The organism is Arthrobacter sp. Marseille-P9274 (assembly GCF_946892675.1).
Lineage (GTDB): Bacteria > Actinomycetota > Actinomycetes > Actinomycetales > Micrococcaceae > Crystallibacter.
Map to the genome: position 1 here is coordinate 866,568 of NZ_CAMPOV010000001.1, position 12,334 is coordinate 878,901.

A 12,334-nucleotide genomic window follows, 5' to 3' on the forward strand; every position below is an offset into this window, starting at 1 on the left:
AGCGAGGCCCCGGAATATTTGATCAATTCTGTCGTACCTATAGGGTACATGTTTTCTTGTCGTGCTGCGGCCAACGGCCCGCCCCGCAGCCCCGCGCAATCGGACCTCCGCGCCGGCCGAGGCACAACCAGGACCGCCGCGCGAGGCGGCGGAACTGCGTCGGCCCCGGTAGTTTGGCTAAAGTCGAGGCTAAAGACATTCTCCCGCATCGTCGGGCCGGGTATGAGGAAGGCCAGTTTTCCCATGAGCGAACAGGACAAGAAGCCCGAAGGGAGCGGCACGCCGCCCGCCCCGGGCAGCGCTGCGGGACCCGGTTCCGAGCCGAGCCGCACGCCTCCTTCGCGCTGGGAAAAGGGCGCAGGCGGCGCGGCCGGGACGTCGAAGCAGGGCGACTGGTTCTCCGCCGGCCCGCCGCCGGCAGGCAAGCCCGCCGTGGGGTCCGGGGATGGTGGCCGGCCTGCGCTGAAGCCCCTGCTGCTGATCGGCGCCGGCATCCTCGCGGCGATCATCATCATCGTGGTCATCGTCATCAGCCTGGCCAACCGGGGGACGGAGCCGGGTTCCCAGGCCGCCTCGAGTTCGGCCGGCGCCGAGGCGACCCCGGGCGCGGACGGGGTCATTGCGGAGAACGTTACGCCGTTCGACTTCAAGGCCGGACAGTGCTTCATCGACTTCAAGGCGGCTACGCAGAACGCGACCGTGGTGACCTGCGAGACCCCGCACGCGGCCCAGCTGGTCGGGACCTACTTCTACAAAGAAGCAGACAAGTTCCCGGGCAAGGACGCGCTCAACGTCCAGGCAGAGAAGTTCTGCGGCGCCGTCGACCTCAATGACAAGGCCGCCGACTACCCTGCCCTGAGGAACTCCTACGGACTGCCGTCCGAGGGCACCTGGCAGGAAGGCGACCGGCGGATCGACTGCTTCGTCGTCTCGGACAAGGGCAATGCCATCAAGGCGTCGCTGATCGACTGACACCCAAAAACAGCAGCAGAGGCCGCGCCTGTCCGGGAAGGACAGGCGCGGCCTTTGCGTTCCGGCCGGTCGGGACCGCGGCCCTACTTGGCGCGCACGACCAGCCCCTGCTGCTGATCGGCGCCCGCTCCCTCGGCGGCTGTCTCCTCGCGATCCACTAGGACGGTGTCGCCGTCCACGATGGTGCCGGCGAGCAGGCCTCGCGCCAGCCGGTCGCCGATTTCGCGCTGCACCAGCCGCCGCAGCGGACGGGCGCCATAGGCCGGGTCGAAGCCGGTCAGTGCCAGCCATTCGCGGGCGGCATCCGTTACCTCGAGCGTCAGCCGCCGCTCGCTGAGCCGCGCCGCGAGGGACTGCACCTGCAGGTCGACAATCCTCGACAGGTCCTCGATGCTCAGCGGATCGAAGATGATCACGTCGTCGAGCCGGTTCAGGAACTCCGGCTTGAAGCTGGCGTGGACCACGTTCATGACGGCCTCGCGCTTCCGGGCGTCATCGAGTGTCGGGTCCACCAAAAACTGGGAACCCAGGTTGGACGTCAGGACGAGGATCACGTTGCGGAAATCCACGGTCCGGCCCTGGCCGTCGGTGAGGCGTCCGTCGTCGAGCACCTGCAGCAGGATGTCGAAGACTTCGGGATGGGCCTTCTCCACCTCGTCCAGCAGGACCACCGAGTACGGCCGGCGCCGCACCGCCTCGGTCAGCTGGCCGCCTTCCTCATAGCCGACATAGCCGGGAGGGGCGCCGACCAGGCGGGACACGGAGTGCTTCTCCGAGTACTCGCTCATGTCGATGCGCACCATGGCGCGCTCGTCGTCGAAGAGGAAGTCGGCGAGCGCCTTGGCCAGCTCGGTCTTGCCGACCCCGGTGGGACCCAGGAACAGGAAGGAGCCGGTCGGCCGGTCCGGGTCGCTGATTCCGGCGCGGGCACGCCGAACCGCGTCCGAGACCGACTCCACGGCCTTGGTCTGCCCGATCAGGCGGCCGCCGATGAACTGCTCCATGTGGAGCAGTTTCTGCGACTCGCCCTGCAACATGCGGCCGGCGGGGATGCCGGTCCAGGCCGAGATGACCTCGGCGATGTCGTCAGCCGTGACGTCCTCGGAGACCATCAGGTCCGGTGCCTCCACCTGGGTTTCGGCGGCCTGGGCGGCGTCAAGCTCCTTCTGCAGGGTCGGGATCTCGCCGTAGAGGATGCGGGAGGCTTCGGCCAGGTCGCCGTCGCGCTGCGCCTTGTCCGCGAGGCTGCGCAACTCGTCCAGCTTCGCCTTCAAGTCGCCGACCCGGTTGAGCCCCGCCTTCTCCGCTTCCCACCGTGCATTGAGTGCGGCCAGTTGCTCCTTCTTGTCGGCCATGTCCGCACGCAGCGCCTCGAGCCGTTCACGGGAGGCCTCGTCCGTCTCGTCCGCGAGCGCCAGCTCCTCCATGGTGAGGCGGTCGACGGCGCGGCGGAGCTGGTCGATCTCCTCCGGCGCGGAATCGATCTCCATGCGCAGGCGCGAAGCCGCCTCGTCCACCAGGTCAATGGCCTTGTCCGGGAGCTGCCGGCCGGTGATGTAGCGGTTGGACAGCGTCGCCGCCGCGACCAGCGCGGAGTCCGCGATGGCGACCTTGTGGTGCGCCTCGTAGCGTTCCTTGAGCCCGCGCAGGATGCCGATGGTGTCTTCTACGCTCGGCTCCCCCACATAGACCTGCTGGAAGCGGCGCTCCAGCGCGGCGTCCTTTTCCACGTTCTCGCGGTATTCGTCCAAGGTGGTGGCGCCGATCAGGCGAAGCTCGCCGCGCGCCAGCATGGGCTTGAGCATGTTGCCCGCATCCATGGAGCCCTCCGCGGCGCCGGCCCCGACCACGGTGTGGATCTCGTCGATGAAGGTGACGATCTGGCCGTCCGAGTTCTTGATTTCTTCCAGCACCGCCTTGAGCCGTTCCTCGAACTCGCCGCGGTACTTCGCCCCGGCCACCATGGAACCAAGGTCGAGGCTGATCAGCGTCTTGCCGCGCAGCGATTCCGGCACGTCACCCGCGACGATGCGCTGCGCCAGCCCCTCGACGACGGCCGTCTTGCCGACGCCGGGCTCGCCGATGAGGACCGGATTGTTCTTGGTCCGGCGCGAGAGGACCTGGACCACGCGCCGGATTTCGGAATCGCGCCCGATCACCGGGTCCAGTTTGCCCGACCGGGCGATGGCGGTCAGGTCCACGCCGAACTTCTCCAGGGCCTGGAACGTGTTCTCCGGGTCCGGGCCGTCCACCTTGCGGTCGCCTCGCACGCCCGGCAGGGCCGCCGCGAGGGCCTCGTACGACGCCCCGGCATCGCGAAGCGCCTTGCCCGCCGCCCCGCTGTCCGCCGCCAGCCCCAGCAGCAGGTGCTCGGTGGAGACGTAGGTGTCCCCCAGCCTCTCGGCCTCCTGCTGTGCGACGTTGATGACCTGCAGGATCCCGCGGGAGTACTGTGCCTGGGCCACGGAAGTCCCCGAAGACGAGGGCAGGGCTTTGATAGCCGTGCTCGCGTGCACGCTGACCGTGTCCGGGTCCGAGCCTGCGGCCTTCAGGAGCGCGACGGCGACCCCCTCCCGCTGGTCCATCAGCGCCTTGAGGAGATGGACCGGTTCGATCTGCGGATTGCCCGCTGTCGAAGCATTCATGGCCGAGGAAGACAGCGCCTCCTGGCTCTTGGTGGTGAATTTGGCGTCCAATCCGAGCTCCTTCCATCCATCGTCATGCACAAGCTCCAACGCAATTAAGTTGAGTCTACTTAGCTCAACTTTCAAAGTAAAGTTGTCCCGGCACCTTCGCGGCCCGCGGAATGCGCCGGCCAGCGGCCGCCGCTCCCCATCGTGTCACTGGCCCGCCTGCAGGAGAAGGGGCTGGCTGGGTCGCACGCGGGTACCGGCGGCGGGCCGCGGGATTAGTCTTGGTCCATGGCACCATCCATCGGCGGTTTCGGCCGGGACGTCGAAACCACGCTGCAGACCGAGCGGCTGATCCTGAACCGGCCGCACGGAGAAGACGTCGACACGATGTTCCGCATCCTCTCCGACCGCCGCACCACCAGGCACAACCCCGGCGATGCGCTGAACTGGCGCGAGGAGGCAGAGGGGCTCTTCCAGCACTGGGACGAGCAGTGGGACCGGCACGGCATCGGCTATTTCGCGGTCCGTTTGCCGGACCGCGCGGAACCCATCGGTTTCGCCGGCGTCAAGCACGTCCTCTTCGACGGCCGGGCGGTGCTTAATCTCTACTGCCGCCTCGACCACCGCTTCTGGAACCATGGCTACGGCACGGAGGCCGTGCGCGCCGTGGTCGCGCACGCCAACGAGCTCTTCGAACTGCCGCCGCTGCTTGCCCGGGTCCGGCCCGGCAACACGGCCTCGGCAAGGATCGTGCTGGCCGCCGGATTCGAGCCCGCTCAAGGCCTCGGCTCGCAGGGTGAGGATGGCTATGAAGACGCCTACGTGCTCAACTGGACCCGGAATCTCTAGTAGGCCAAGGAGCGCCGATAATGCTTGTCATTCCCTTTGCCTCGCTGAAGCCGCAGCCGTGGCGCAACGGCGGCGGCTCGACACGCGAGATTGCCTCCGGCGGCAGCGCCGCCTCCCCCGACTGGCGCCTGAGCATCGCCGACCTGGAGAAGCCCGGGGAGTTCTCGGCATTCCCCGGAATGGAGCGCACCTTCATGGTGATCGAGGGCGAGGTCGCCGAGCTCACCGTGGACGGCACGGTCCGCAGGCTGGAGCGGTTCCGGCCGTTGAGGTTCGACGGCGGCAGTGCGGCTTCCTGCGCGCTGCCCACCGGCCCGTGCCGGGCACTGAACGTCATGGTGCGCAGCGGCGCGGCCGGCGCCGGAGTGCTCGTGGCCGAGCTATCGAAGAAGCAGCCCCTGACGCTGGCGGAGGGCCAGTTCGCCGTGCTGCTGCAGGGCAAGGCGGAGGCGGCGGAGGGCGCGCAGACCGACCAGCTTGCCCCGTTCGACACCGTCGCCGGGGGCGCTGCCTCCGCCGGCGCCACCCACGGCGTGACGGTCAGCGGCCGCGGGTTCGCCGCCCTTATCTCGATCTTCGCGCTCGACGCAACGGAATGACGCCGGCCGCTACCCGGCGTCGTTCTCCACCTTGACGGCGGACACTTCGAATTCCAGCAGGATCCGGTCCGAGACCAGTACGCCGCCGGAATCGAGGGCGGTATTCCACTTCACGCCGAACGCCTGCCGATCGATCCGGCGCGAGCCCTCGAAGCCCGCGCGCAGGTTCCCGGCGGGGTCCCGCTCCACCCCGACGAATTCGATGGGGATGGAAACCGGCTTCGTGACGCCGCGGATCGTGAGGTCCCCGTTCACAATGAAGTTCCGGTCCTCGACCTGGTCGATGTGAGTGCTCCGGAAGGTGATCTCCGGATAGTTCGGCGCGTCGAAGAAGTCGTTGGTGCGCAGGTGTTCGTCCCGCTGCGCGTTGCGGGTGTCGATGCTGGCGACCTTGATGGTCAGCCGCACCGAAGAGTTGGACGGGTTCTCGACGTCGGCGCGGATGACGCCGTCGAAGTCATTGAAGGCTCCGCGGACCTTGGTGACCATCGCATGGCGGGTGGAGAAGCCGATGCGTGTATGGGCAGGGTCGAACCGCCACTCTCCGGACATCTCGGGGGTAAGTTCGGACATCGTGACGCCTCCTGGGGGTTGTGGCACAAGCACTGCGTCCCCGCGGGCCGATGGATGGCAGCCCAACAGTGCATAGCGTTGCCGCTATCACCGTAATTCCAGCACATCCCCTAGCGGAATGCATCTCCGGAGGGGCGGATATATCCGCAGGCCGGGGCCCTGTTGCCGCGCCGTGGGCGGGACTATCGTCGGGCCGCGGCCCTCAATAGACTGGGAGCATGACGGCCACGCAGATGCCCGACGGCATAGAGAATCTGTCCACCAGCGAATGCTGGGAAATGTTCCGGAGCACGGACGTCGGCCGGTTAGCCGTCGTGGTCGACGGGCAGCCGGAACTCTTCCCGATCAACTACGTTGTCGACCACGGCTCGATCGTCTTCCGAACGGCGCGCGGCACCAAGCTCGACGGCGCCCTGGGCGGCAGCAACGTTGCGTTCGAGACGGACGGCTACCATCCGGCCAGCAATGTCGCCTGGAGCGTCGTAGTCAAGGGACCGGCGGAGCGGCTCGCCAGCATCGAGGATGTGCTCGCCTCCAGCCTGCTGCCGCTCTTCCCGTGGCAGGCCGGCGAGAAGAACAACTTCATGCGGATCGTCCCGGACCAGGTGACCGGCCGCCGCTTCCGCGTGCAGGCCGCGTCCCGGCGGAGCATGGGCCTCAGTGACGCCCGCCGCTTGAACGTGGAATGAGCCTGGCTCAGCGCAGGTAGCCGCCCGCGTAGTGCCGGTCATAGCCGATGAAGGAGTGGGTCGAGGGCACGATCTCCTTGCCCAGCGGCGTCAGGGATACCGGGATCATCTTCAGGTTGGCGATCGCCAGCGGGACGCCGATGATGGTGATCGCCTGCGCAATCGCGGTGAGTACATGCGCCAGCGCGATCCAGATGCCCGCCACCAGGATCCAGATGACGTTGCCCAGGGTCGACAGGACGTAAGTGCGTCCGCCCTTGTCCACCACTTTCCGGCCGAAGGGCCACAGGGCGTAGGCACCGATCCGGAAGGACGCGATGCCGAACGGGATGGTGACGATCAGCACGCAGCAGATGATGCCGGCCAGGAAGTAGCCGAGTGCGAGCCAGATGCCTCCGAGCAGCAACCAGATGATATTCAGGACAGCGTTCATGCAACCCATTGTTGCCGCTGAAGGCCGCTGGCACCATGGGGAAAGGCCCTGACCCACCCCTTGGAAAGGGGCGGGTCAGGGCCTTTTGGCCGGCGCCGAGTGGCCGGCGCCGGGTGGCCGGCGCCGGGTGGCCGGCGCCGGGTGCTGGTATCGCGTCCCGGCTACGGGTCCCGGCTGCCGTCTATCGGGCGTTGCGGCGGGTGTTGCTCGCCGGGGCCGAGGCACGACGGTTGCCGCGGCGGCTGTCCGGGGCCGCGGCGCGGTGTCCCGCCGGCGAGGCCGCGGAAGCCGAGCGCTGGGACCCTCGGGACGACGACGGCTGCGCGGCGGCGCGCTGTCCGGTGGCGGGGCGGCGCGAACGGCCGGGCTGCTGGACGGCGTCGGTCCGCGCGGGACGGCGGCCGTTGCCGGACGCTGCCGCCTGGCTGGCCGTGCGGGCATCGCCGGTCCGGGCCGCGCCGCGGGAATCGGCTGTCCGGGCGCCGCCGCGGGAATCGGCTGCCCGTCCCGCGCCGCGGGCGGCTGCGGGCTGCCCGCCGGTGCCGGCGGCCTGCTTCCGTCCGTTCTGGCGCGCCGCACGCTTGCGCTGCGCGTTGGCTCCGGTGGAGGTGCCCTGCTTGTGGGCGGGGCCGCGGTGTGCGGCCTTGGCCTCCTGGGCGGCACGCCGAACCTTCGGGTCCACCGCGGCCGCGGCTTCGCCCACGAGCTTCGCCACGAGCGGGGAGCTCGCCGTCACCCGCTCGAAAGCGACATCCACGCCGGCGGCCTTCATCAGCTTGCCCACTTCGAGCTTCTGCTCGGGCAGCGACAAGGTGACCACGGTGCCGTCCGAGCCGGCCCGGGCGGTGCGGCCGGAGCGGTGCAGGTAGGCCTTGTGCTCGGTCGGCGGGTCCACGTGGACGACGAGTTCCACGTCGTCCACGTGCACGCCGCGGGCGGCGACGTCGGTGGCGACCAGGACACGCACGTCGCCGGAGGAGAATTCGGCCAGGTTCCGGTCCCGCGCGTTCTGCGAGAGGTTGCCGTGCAGGTCCACCGCCGGAATCCCGGCGTCGGTCAGCGTCTTGGCCAGCTTGCGGGCGTGGTGCTTGGTACGCGTGAAGAGTACGCGGCGTCCCAGACCGGAAGCCAGTTCCTTGATCAGCTGCTTCTTGACGGTCAGGTCCGGGGCCACCAGCACGTGGTGTTCCATGGTGCTGACGGCCGCCTGCGGCTCGTCCACCGAGTGGGTGAGCGGGTTCGTCAGGTAGCGGTTGACCAGCTTGTCCACGCCGTTGTCCAGCGTGGCGGAGAAGAGCAGCCGCTGTCCCTCGGACCCGGTGGCATCCAGCAGGCGGCGGACGACGGGCAGGAAGCCCAGGTCGGCCATGTGGTCGGCCTCGTCGAGCACCGTGATCTCCACGGCTTCCAGCGTGAGGATGCGCTGCTTCATCAGGTCCTCGAGGCGGCCGGGGCAGGCCACCACAATGTCAACGCCGGCGGCCAGCGCCTTTTCCTGGCGCGCCTGGGAGACGCCGCCGTAGATCACGGTGGTGTTCAGGCCCAGTTCCTTGGCCAGCGGCTCGATAACGGCATTGATTTGGGTGGCGAGCTCGCGCGTGGGCGCCAGCACCAGGCCGAGGGGACGGCCGGCGCGGCGGCGGTAGGCCGCTTCCCGTTCGGCCAGCCGGGAAACCAGCGGCAGCGCGAAGGCAAGGGTCTTGCCCGAGCCCGTGCGGCCCCGGCCTAGGACATCCCGGCCGGCCAGCGTATCCGGCAGGGTTTCGGACTGGATCGGGAACGGCTCAAGGATGCCGGAGGCGGACAGCGCCGTCACCAGCTGCGACGGAACGCCGAGCTGCTTAAAAGAGCGCACGGAAGTGGTAAGGGTCATGGAAATCGAGGGGTACTTTCGGTCAGTGGCCCCGGCACCGGTATGGCCCAGGGTTTCGCCGAAGAAATAATCAGAGTCAACCGCTCGCGTGGGCTGCCTGCTGGCTGCAGGTCTGACGCCCCGCGCTGGAACTGCGGGAGAAGTGTGAAGCGTTCATCGACGCAGGGAACGGGCCCGCGGGCACGCTCCAAGTACCCACCAGTCTACCAGCGACGCGCGCGCTGTCCGACCGCGGCTATCCTGAGGTGGATGATGCACCAGCCTTCCACTCCGGATTCCCCCGCCGCAGACGGCGCCGGACCCTCCCCCGCTCCTTCGCCCGCGCCGGGTTCCTTCCACACGCAGCCGGTCAGCTACGTCCGCCGCGGCTCGCGCCTGCAGGGCCGCCGCCAGCAGGCCTGGGACGACTATGCCGAGGCCTTCGTCATCGACGTGCCGCGCGTGGGGGGCGACACCTCCGTGGATCCCGGCTACGAGTTCGATGCGGAGGCCGCCTTCGGGCGGCGGGCCCCGCTCGTGGTGGAGATCGGCTCCGGGCTCGGCGAAGCCGTCTGCCACGCCGCCCACGAGCACCCTGAATGGAACTTCCTCGCCGTCGAGGTCTACCGGCCGGGTTTGGCCCATACGCTGCTGCGCATCGGGACGAAGCAGCTCTCGAACGTCCGCGTCGTGCAGGCCAACGCGCCGGAGGTCCTGGCGACCATGCTGCCGGCGGGATCGGTCGCCCAGCTCTGGGTTTTCTTCCCGGACCCGTGGCACAAGACGCGCCACCAAAAGCGCCGCCTGGTCAAGGACAGCTTCGCCCTGCTGGCGGCGCGGGTCCTCGAACCCGGCGGACTCTGGCGGCTGGCCACGGACTGGTCTTCCTACGCCATCCAGATGCGGGAAGTGGGCAACGCGGCGGCGGACTTCGTCAACGTGCACGACGGCGAACGCACTGGTCCGTCATCCCCGCTCACCCAGGTCTGGGAAAGCGGAGTCGAGCAGGAAGTGGGCGGCGCCCCGGTGCGCGAAGGCAAGGCTCCGGTGAGCACGGGCAATGCGAGCCAGGGCGAGGGAATGGACGAACTCGGCGGCTGGGCACCGCGGTTCGAGGGCCGCGCGCTCACCAGCTTCGAACAGAAGGCGCACGAGGCCGGGCGCGGTATCTTCGACCTGACCTTCCGCCGGACAGCGGACTGAGGCCAGTCGCCCAAGACCGCCCGGCGCTCAGCCCCGGGTGACCACCGAGGCAACGGGAACCTTGTCCGCATCCTTGATCTCGACCCGCACGATCTCCTCCGTCTCGACGGCGGTGGCCGCCGACAGCCGGGCCCGGCCCGCCTGTGTGGCCTTCCAGGTGGCGACCTCGTGCGCCTTCCCGGTGGAGTCGGTGACCCAAAGCGAGAGGACGCCGCTGTCGGGCAGCCGTTCACCATCCATGGCCAGCTCCGTCCCCCAGCCCTTATGGACCAGGTCCAGCTGCACCTCCAGGCCGCTGGAGGCGCTCATCGTGTAGCTGTCCTTCACCTGCCGCGGGCCGGTGACCGCGGGACCGGCGACCGCTCCGATGACGAGCGATGCCGCGGCCACCAGCGCGACCAAACCGGCCACCCGCCGTCGTTGTTGCCGCCGGCGCACATGGAGCTCGGACAGCAGGCGCTTGGTGTTGTGCTCGACGTCCGATGGCGACGGCTGGGCCAGTTCCAGGGCGACCTCGCGCGGCACGCCGTCCAGCAGGGCGGGCAGGCACTCAAGCCGAGCCAGCTCGGCCGCGCACTCCGGACAGTCGCGCAGGTGCTGGTCGAACGCGCGCCGCTCGGAGGGTTCCAATCCGCCCAGGACGTAGAGTCCGATCAGCTCACTCAGCTGTTCGTGGTTGTGTTTCATGGCTGGACCCCCATCTCCTCGAGGACGGAGCGCAGCGCCCTGGCCGCGTAGAAGGCCCGGGACTTCACCGTGCCCAGCGGCAGGGACAGGGCCTTGGCCGCATCCGTCGCCGTGAGCCTCTGGTAGTACAGGGCGAGGATGATATTGCGGTGGTCGACGCTGAGCCGGGACAGGGCTTCCTCCACCACCACCTTGAGCAGCAGGGTATCGACCTTGTCCTCGGCGGGCGGATCCTCTTCGGGCATCCGGGTCTCCGGCGCCCGGCGGCTGCGGCGGCGGTAGTTGTCGATGATCACGTGGCGGGCCGTCCGGTAGAGGTACCCGCGCATGTTCTCCACGTCGGGACCGAGTTTCCAGACCCGCAGGATGGTCTCCTGCACCACGTCGTCGGCCTGCGCCGGATCGGAGGTGGCGGCGAGCACAAACCGCCGCAGCGCGGCCGCGTGCTCGCGGTACAGCTGCGCGACCGCTTCGTCTTCCATCGCCATGGCCGATCCCTTCGAGCGTGCGCCGAAATGACACCCGTACCTGCTCAGACGCCGGCGGGTGGCCCCATGGTTCAACTGCGCCGCGGACTGCGCAGTTGAACCATTCTGGCGCCGGGGCACGTCTTTGCCAATAGTGGCCCGCACCCGGCGGCGCTGCACCGAACCCAGCCCGTTGAACCGATAGGACTCAATCATGAAGATCAGCAGCAGGGGCGCCAGCGTCCTGATGGCCGCCGCCCTCCTCGGTTTGGCCGGCTGTGCCGGCGGCGGAGACGACAACGAAGCTGCTCCACCGGCGGCGCCGGAAACCAGCGCGATGCCGGAAACCAGCGCCATGCCGACCGCGGGCGAAAGCAGTGCCGCGGCCGGCTCCGTCGACCTGAAGACGGCCAACAGCTCGCTTGGCGAAATCGTGGTCGACGGGAAGGGAATGACCGTCTACTACTTCACGAAGGACGAGAAGGATTCGGGCGTCAGCAACTGTACCGGCGACTGCATCGTGGCCTGGCCCCCGGTCCTGACCGAAAGCGACTCCCCCAAGGTCGACGGCGTCACGGCCGAGATCGGCACCATCGAGACCCCGGAGGGCAAGAAGCAGGTCACCATCGACGGCATGCCGGTCTACTACTGGCAGAAGGACACGAAGCCGGGCGACGTGACCGGCCAGAACGTCAACGAGGTCTGGTACGTGGTGGCCCCCGACGGGACGATGATCCGCTGACCTCAGTACGCTGGTGGGATGGGAGACATTGCATCCTGGCAGGGGATGATCGACTGGAACGAGGAGCTGCTGGTGCGGCGCACCGGCGAGGGTTCGGAGGCCTGGGCCGGGAAGGCCCGGGACTCCGGCATCTCGACGGAGGCGGAGCTGTCCGGATGGCTGCGGGAGCAGGGCGTGGCCGGCTACGCCGCCATGGCGGTTTCGTGGAAGGTGTTCGGCTACCCGGAGTTCTTCCTCAAGTCGGGCGATGAGCTGATCGACGGCCAGTACGCCGACCGGCCTGCGCTGCGTCCGATCGCCGACCGGCTGATGGCCATGGCGCTTTCCCTCGACGGGGTGTGGCTGCAGGCACGCAAGACCTACGTTTCGGTCCATTCCCCGCGCCGCAAGTTCGCCCAGATCACGCCGGCGAACAAGGGCAGCCTGGACCTGCTGCTGCGGGTCGAGGCGGACGACCCTCGGCTCGAGGCGGTCAAGGTCCGCTCCGGGGATCCCTTCGGCCGGCGCCTGCGGTTCCGTTCCCCGGCTGAGGTCGACGACGGAGTCCTGGCCATCCTGGAACGCGCCGTGGAGCAGAATTCGTAAGCGTGCGTCGGAGGACGGGCGGCGGGGTTTGACCCTGCCTCCACAGGTTG

13 protein-coding genes are annotated in these 12,334 nt (G+C 68.8%); 7 read left to right on the forward strand and 6 right to left on the reverse strand.

Annotated features, from left to right (window positions below; genetic code table 11):
* The first annotated feature begins 243 nt into the window (after positions 1–243).
* Positions 244–972, forward strand: a complete 729-nt coding sequence (locus OC550_RS03910) for a septum formation family protein (protein WP_262103994.1) — start codon at positions 244–246, stop codon at positions 970–972.
* A gap of 83 nt (positions 973–1,055) precedes the next feature.
* Here the strand turns inward: OC550_RS03910 and clpB are convergent, their stop codons facing one another.
* Positions 1,056–3,668 carry an ATP-dependent chaperone ClpB gene (gene clpB / locus OC550_RS03915; RefSeq protein ID WP_262103995.1) on the reverse strand — a complete coding sequence of 871 codons (2,613 nt, stop codon included), beginning with the start codon at positions 3,666–3,668 and terminating at the stop codon, positions 1,056–1,058.
* 225 nt (positions 3,669–3,893) lie between these two features.
* On the opposite strand from clpB, the gene OC550_RS03920 reads away from it, so the two are divergent.
* Positions 3,894–4,454, forward strand: a complete 561-nt coding sequence (locus OC550_RS03920; RefSeq protein ID WP_262103996.1) for a GNAT family N-acetyltransferase — start codon at positions 3,894–3,896, stop codon at positions 4,452–4,454.
* A gap of 20 nt (positions 4,455–4,474) precedes the next feature.
* Entirely contained in the window at positions 4,475–5,053 is a 579-nt protein-coding gene (locus OC550_RS03925; RefSeq protein WP_262103997.1) for a HutD family protein, read from the forward strand.
* Between the two features lie 9 nt (positions 5,054–5,062).
* On the opposite strand, the gene OC550_RS03930 is transcribed toward OC550_RS03925, so the two are convergent.
* Positions 5,063–5,626 (reverse strand): YceI family protein, encoded by a 564-nt coding sequence (locus OC550_RS03930; RefSeq protein ID WP_262103998.1) that lies wholly within the window; start codon positions 5,624–5,626, stop codon positions 5,063–5,065.
* 218 nt (positions 5,627–5,844) lie between these two features.
* On the opposite strand from OC550_RS03930, the gene OC550_RS03935 reads away from it, so the two are divergent.
* A complete protein-coding gene (locus OC550_RS03935) occupies positions 5,845–6,315 on the forward strand; it encodes a pyridoxamine 5'-phosphate oxidase family protein (RefSeq protein ID WP_262103999.1) in 471 nt (156 codons plus the stop codon).
* Between the two features lie 7 nt (positions 6,316–6,322).
* On the opposite strand, the gene OC550_RS03940 is transcribed toward OC550_RS03935, so the two are convergent.
* Both OC550_RS03940 and OC550_RS03945 read right to left on the reverse strand, forming a co-directional pair.
* Positions 6,323–6,748, reverse strand: a complete 426-nt coding sequence (locus OC550_RS03940) for a YccF domain-containing protein (protein WP_262104000.1) — start codon at positions 6,746–6,748, stop codon at positions 6,323–6,325.
* A gap of 181 nt (positions 6,749–6,929) precedes the next feature.
* Complete coding sequence (locus OC550_RS03945) at positions 6,930–8,621, reverse strand: DEAD/DEAH box helicase (protein WP_262104001.1); 1,692 nt, start codon at positions 8,619–8,621, stop codon at positions 6,930–6,932.
* 249 nt (positions 8,622–8,870) lie between these two features.
* On the opposite strand from OC550_RS03945, the gene trmB reads away from it, so the two are divergent.
* Positions 8,871–9,803 (forward strand): tRNA (guanosine(46)-N7)-methyltransferase TrmB, encoded by a 933-nt coding sequence (trmB, locus tag OC550_RS03950; RefSeq protein WP_262104002.1) that lies wholly within the window; start codon positions 8,871–8,873, stop codon positions 9,801–9,803.
* 27 nt (positions 9,804–9,830) lie between these two features.
* Here trmB and OC550_RS03955 read toward each other — a convergent pair whose 3' ends face one another.
* A complete protein-coding gene (locus OC550_RS03955; protein WP_262104003.1) occupies positions 9,831–10,490 on the reverse strand; it encodes a zf-HC2 domain-containing protein in 660 nt (219 codons plus the stop codon).
* Positions 10,487–10,978, reverse strand: coding sequence for a sigma-70 family RNA polymerase sigma factor (locus OC550_RS03960; protein WP_262104004.1), 492 nt, complete (start codon positions 10,976–10,978; stop codon positions 10,487–10,489). The genes OC550_RS03955 and OC550_RS03960 overlap by 4 nt, the downstream gene beginning before the upstream one ends.
* Before the next feature lie 193 nt (positions 10,979–11,171).
* Between OC550_RS03960 and OC550_RS03965 the strand changes: the two genes are divergently transcribed.
* Together OC550_RS03965 and OC550_RS03970 are read left to right on the forward strand one after the other, a co-directional pair.
* Positions 11,172–11,699, forward strand: coding sequence for a hypothetical protein (locus OC550_RS03965; RefSeq protein WP_262104005.1), 528 nt, complete (start codon positions 11,172–11,174; stop codon positions 11,697–11,699).
* Positions 11,700–11,717: 18 nt separating this feature from the next.
* The gene (locus OC550_RS03970) at positions 11,718–12,284 is read left to right on the forward strand and encodes a DUF5655 domain-containing protein (RefSeq protein WP_262104006.1); all 567 of its coding nucleotides are present in this window, start codon (positions 11,718–11,720) and stop codon (positions 12,282–12,284) included.
* Positions 12,285–12,334 lie beyond the last annotated feature (50 nt).

Coding starts and splice junctions, on each gene's coding strand:
- OC550_RS03935 (WP_262103999.1), top strand. CDS start 5,845: ATGACGGCCACGCAGATGCCCGACGGCATAGAGAATCTGTCCACCAGC.
- trmB (WP_262104002.1), top strand. CDS start 8,871: ATGATGCACCAGCCTTCCACTCCGGATTCCCCCGCCGCAGACGGCGCC.
- OC550_RS03970 (WP_262104006.1), top strand. CDS start 11,718: ATGGGAGACATTGCATCCTGGCAGGGGATGATCGACTGGAACGAGGAG.
- OC550_RS03940 (WP_262104000.1), bottom strand. CDS start 6,748: ATGAACGCTGTCCTGAATATCATCTGGTTGCTGCTCGGAGGCATCTGG.
- OC550_RS03925 (WP_262103997.1), top strand. CDS start 4,475: ATGCTTGTCATTCCCTTTGCCTCGCTGAAGCCGCAGCCGTGGCGCAAC.
- OC550_RS03955 (WP_262104003.1), bottom strand. CDS start 10,490: ATGAAACACAACCACGAACAGCTGAGTGAGCTGATCGGACTCTACGTC.
- OC550_RS03930 (WP_262103998.1), bottom strand. CDS start 5,626: ATGTCCGAACTTACCCCCGAGATGTCCGGAGAGTGGCGGTTCGACCCT.
- OC550_RS03945 (WP_262104001.1), bottom strand. CDS start 8,621: ATGACCCTTACCACTTCCGTGCGCTCTTTTAAGCAGCTCGGCGTTCCG.
- OC550_RS03910 (WP_262103994.1), top strand. CDS start 244: ATGAGCGAACAGGACAAGAAGCCCGAAGGGAGCGGCACGCCGCCCGCC.
- OC550_RS03920 (WP_262103996.1), top strand. CDS start 3,894: ATGGCACCATCCATCGGCGGTTTCGGCCGGGACGTCGAAACCACGCTG.
- OC550_RS03965 (WP_262104005.1), top strand. CDS start 11,172: ATGAAGATCAGCAGCAGGGGCGCCAGCGTCCTGATGGCCGCCGCCCTC.
- OC550_RS03960 (WP_262104004.1), bottom strand. CDS start 10,978: ATGGCGATGGAAGACGAAGCGGTCGCGCAGCTGTACCGCGAGCACGCG.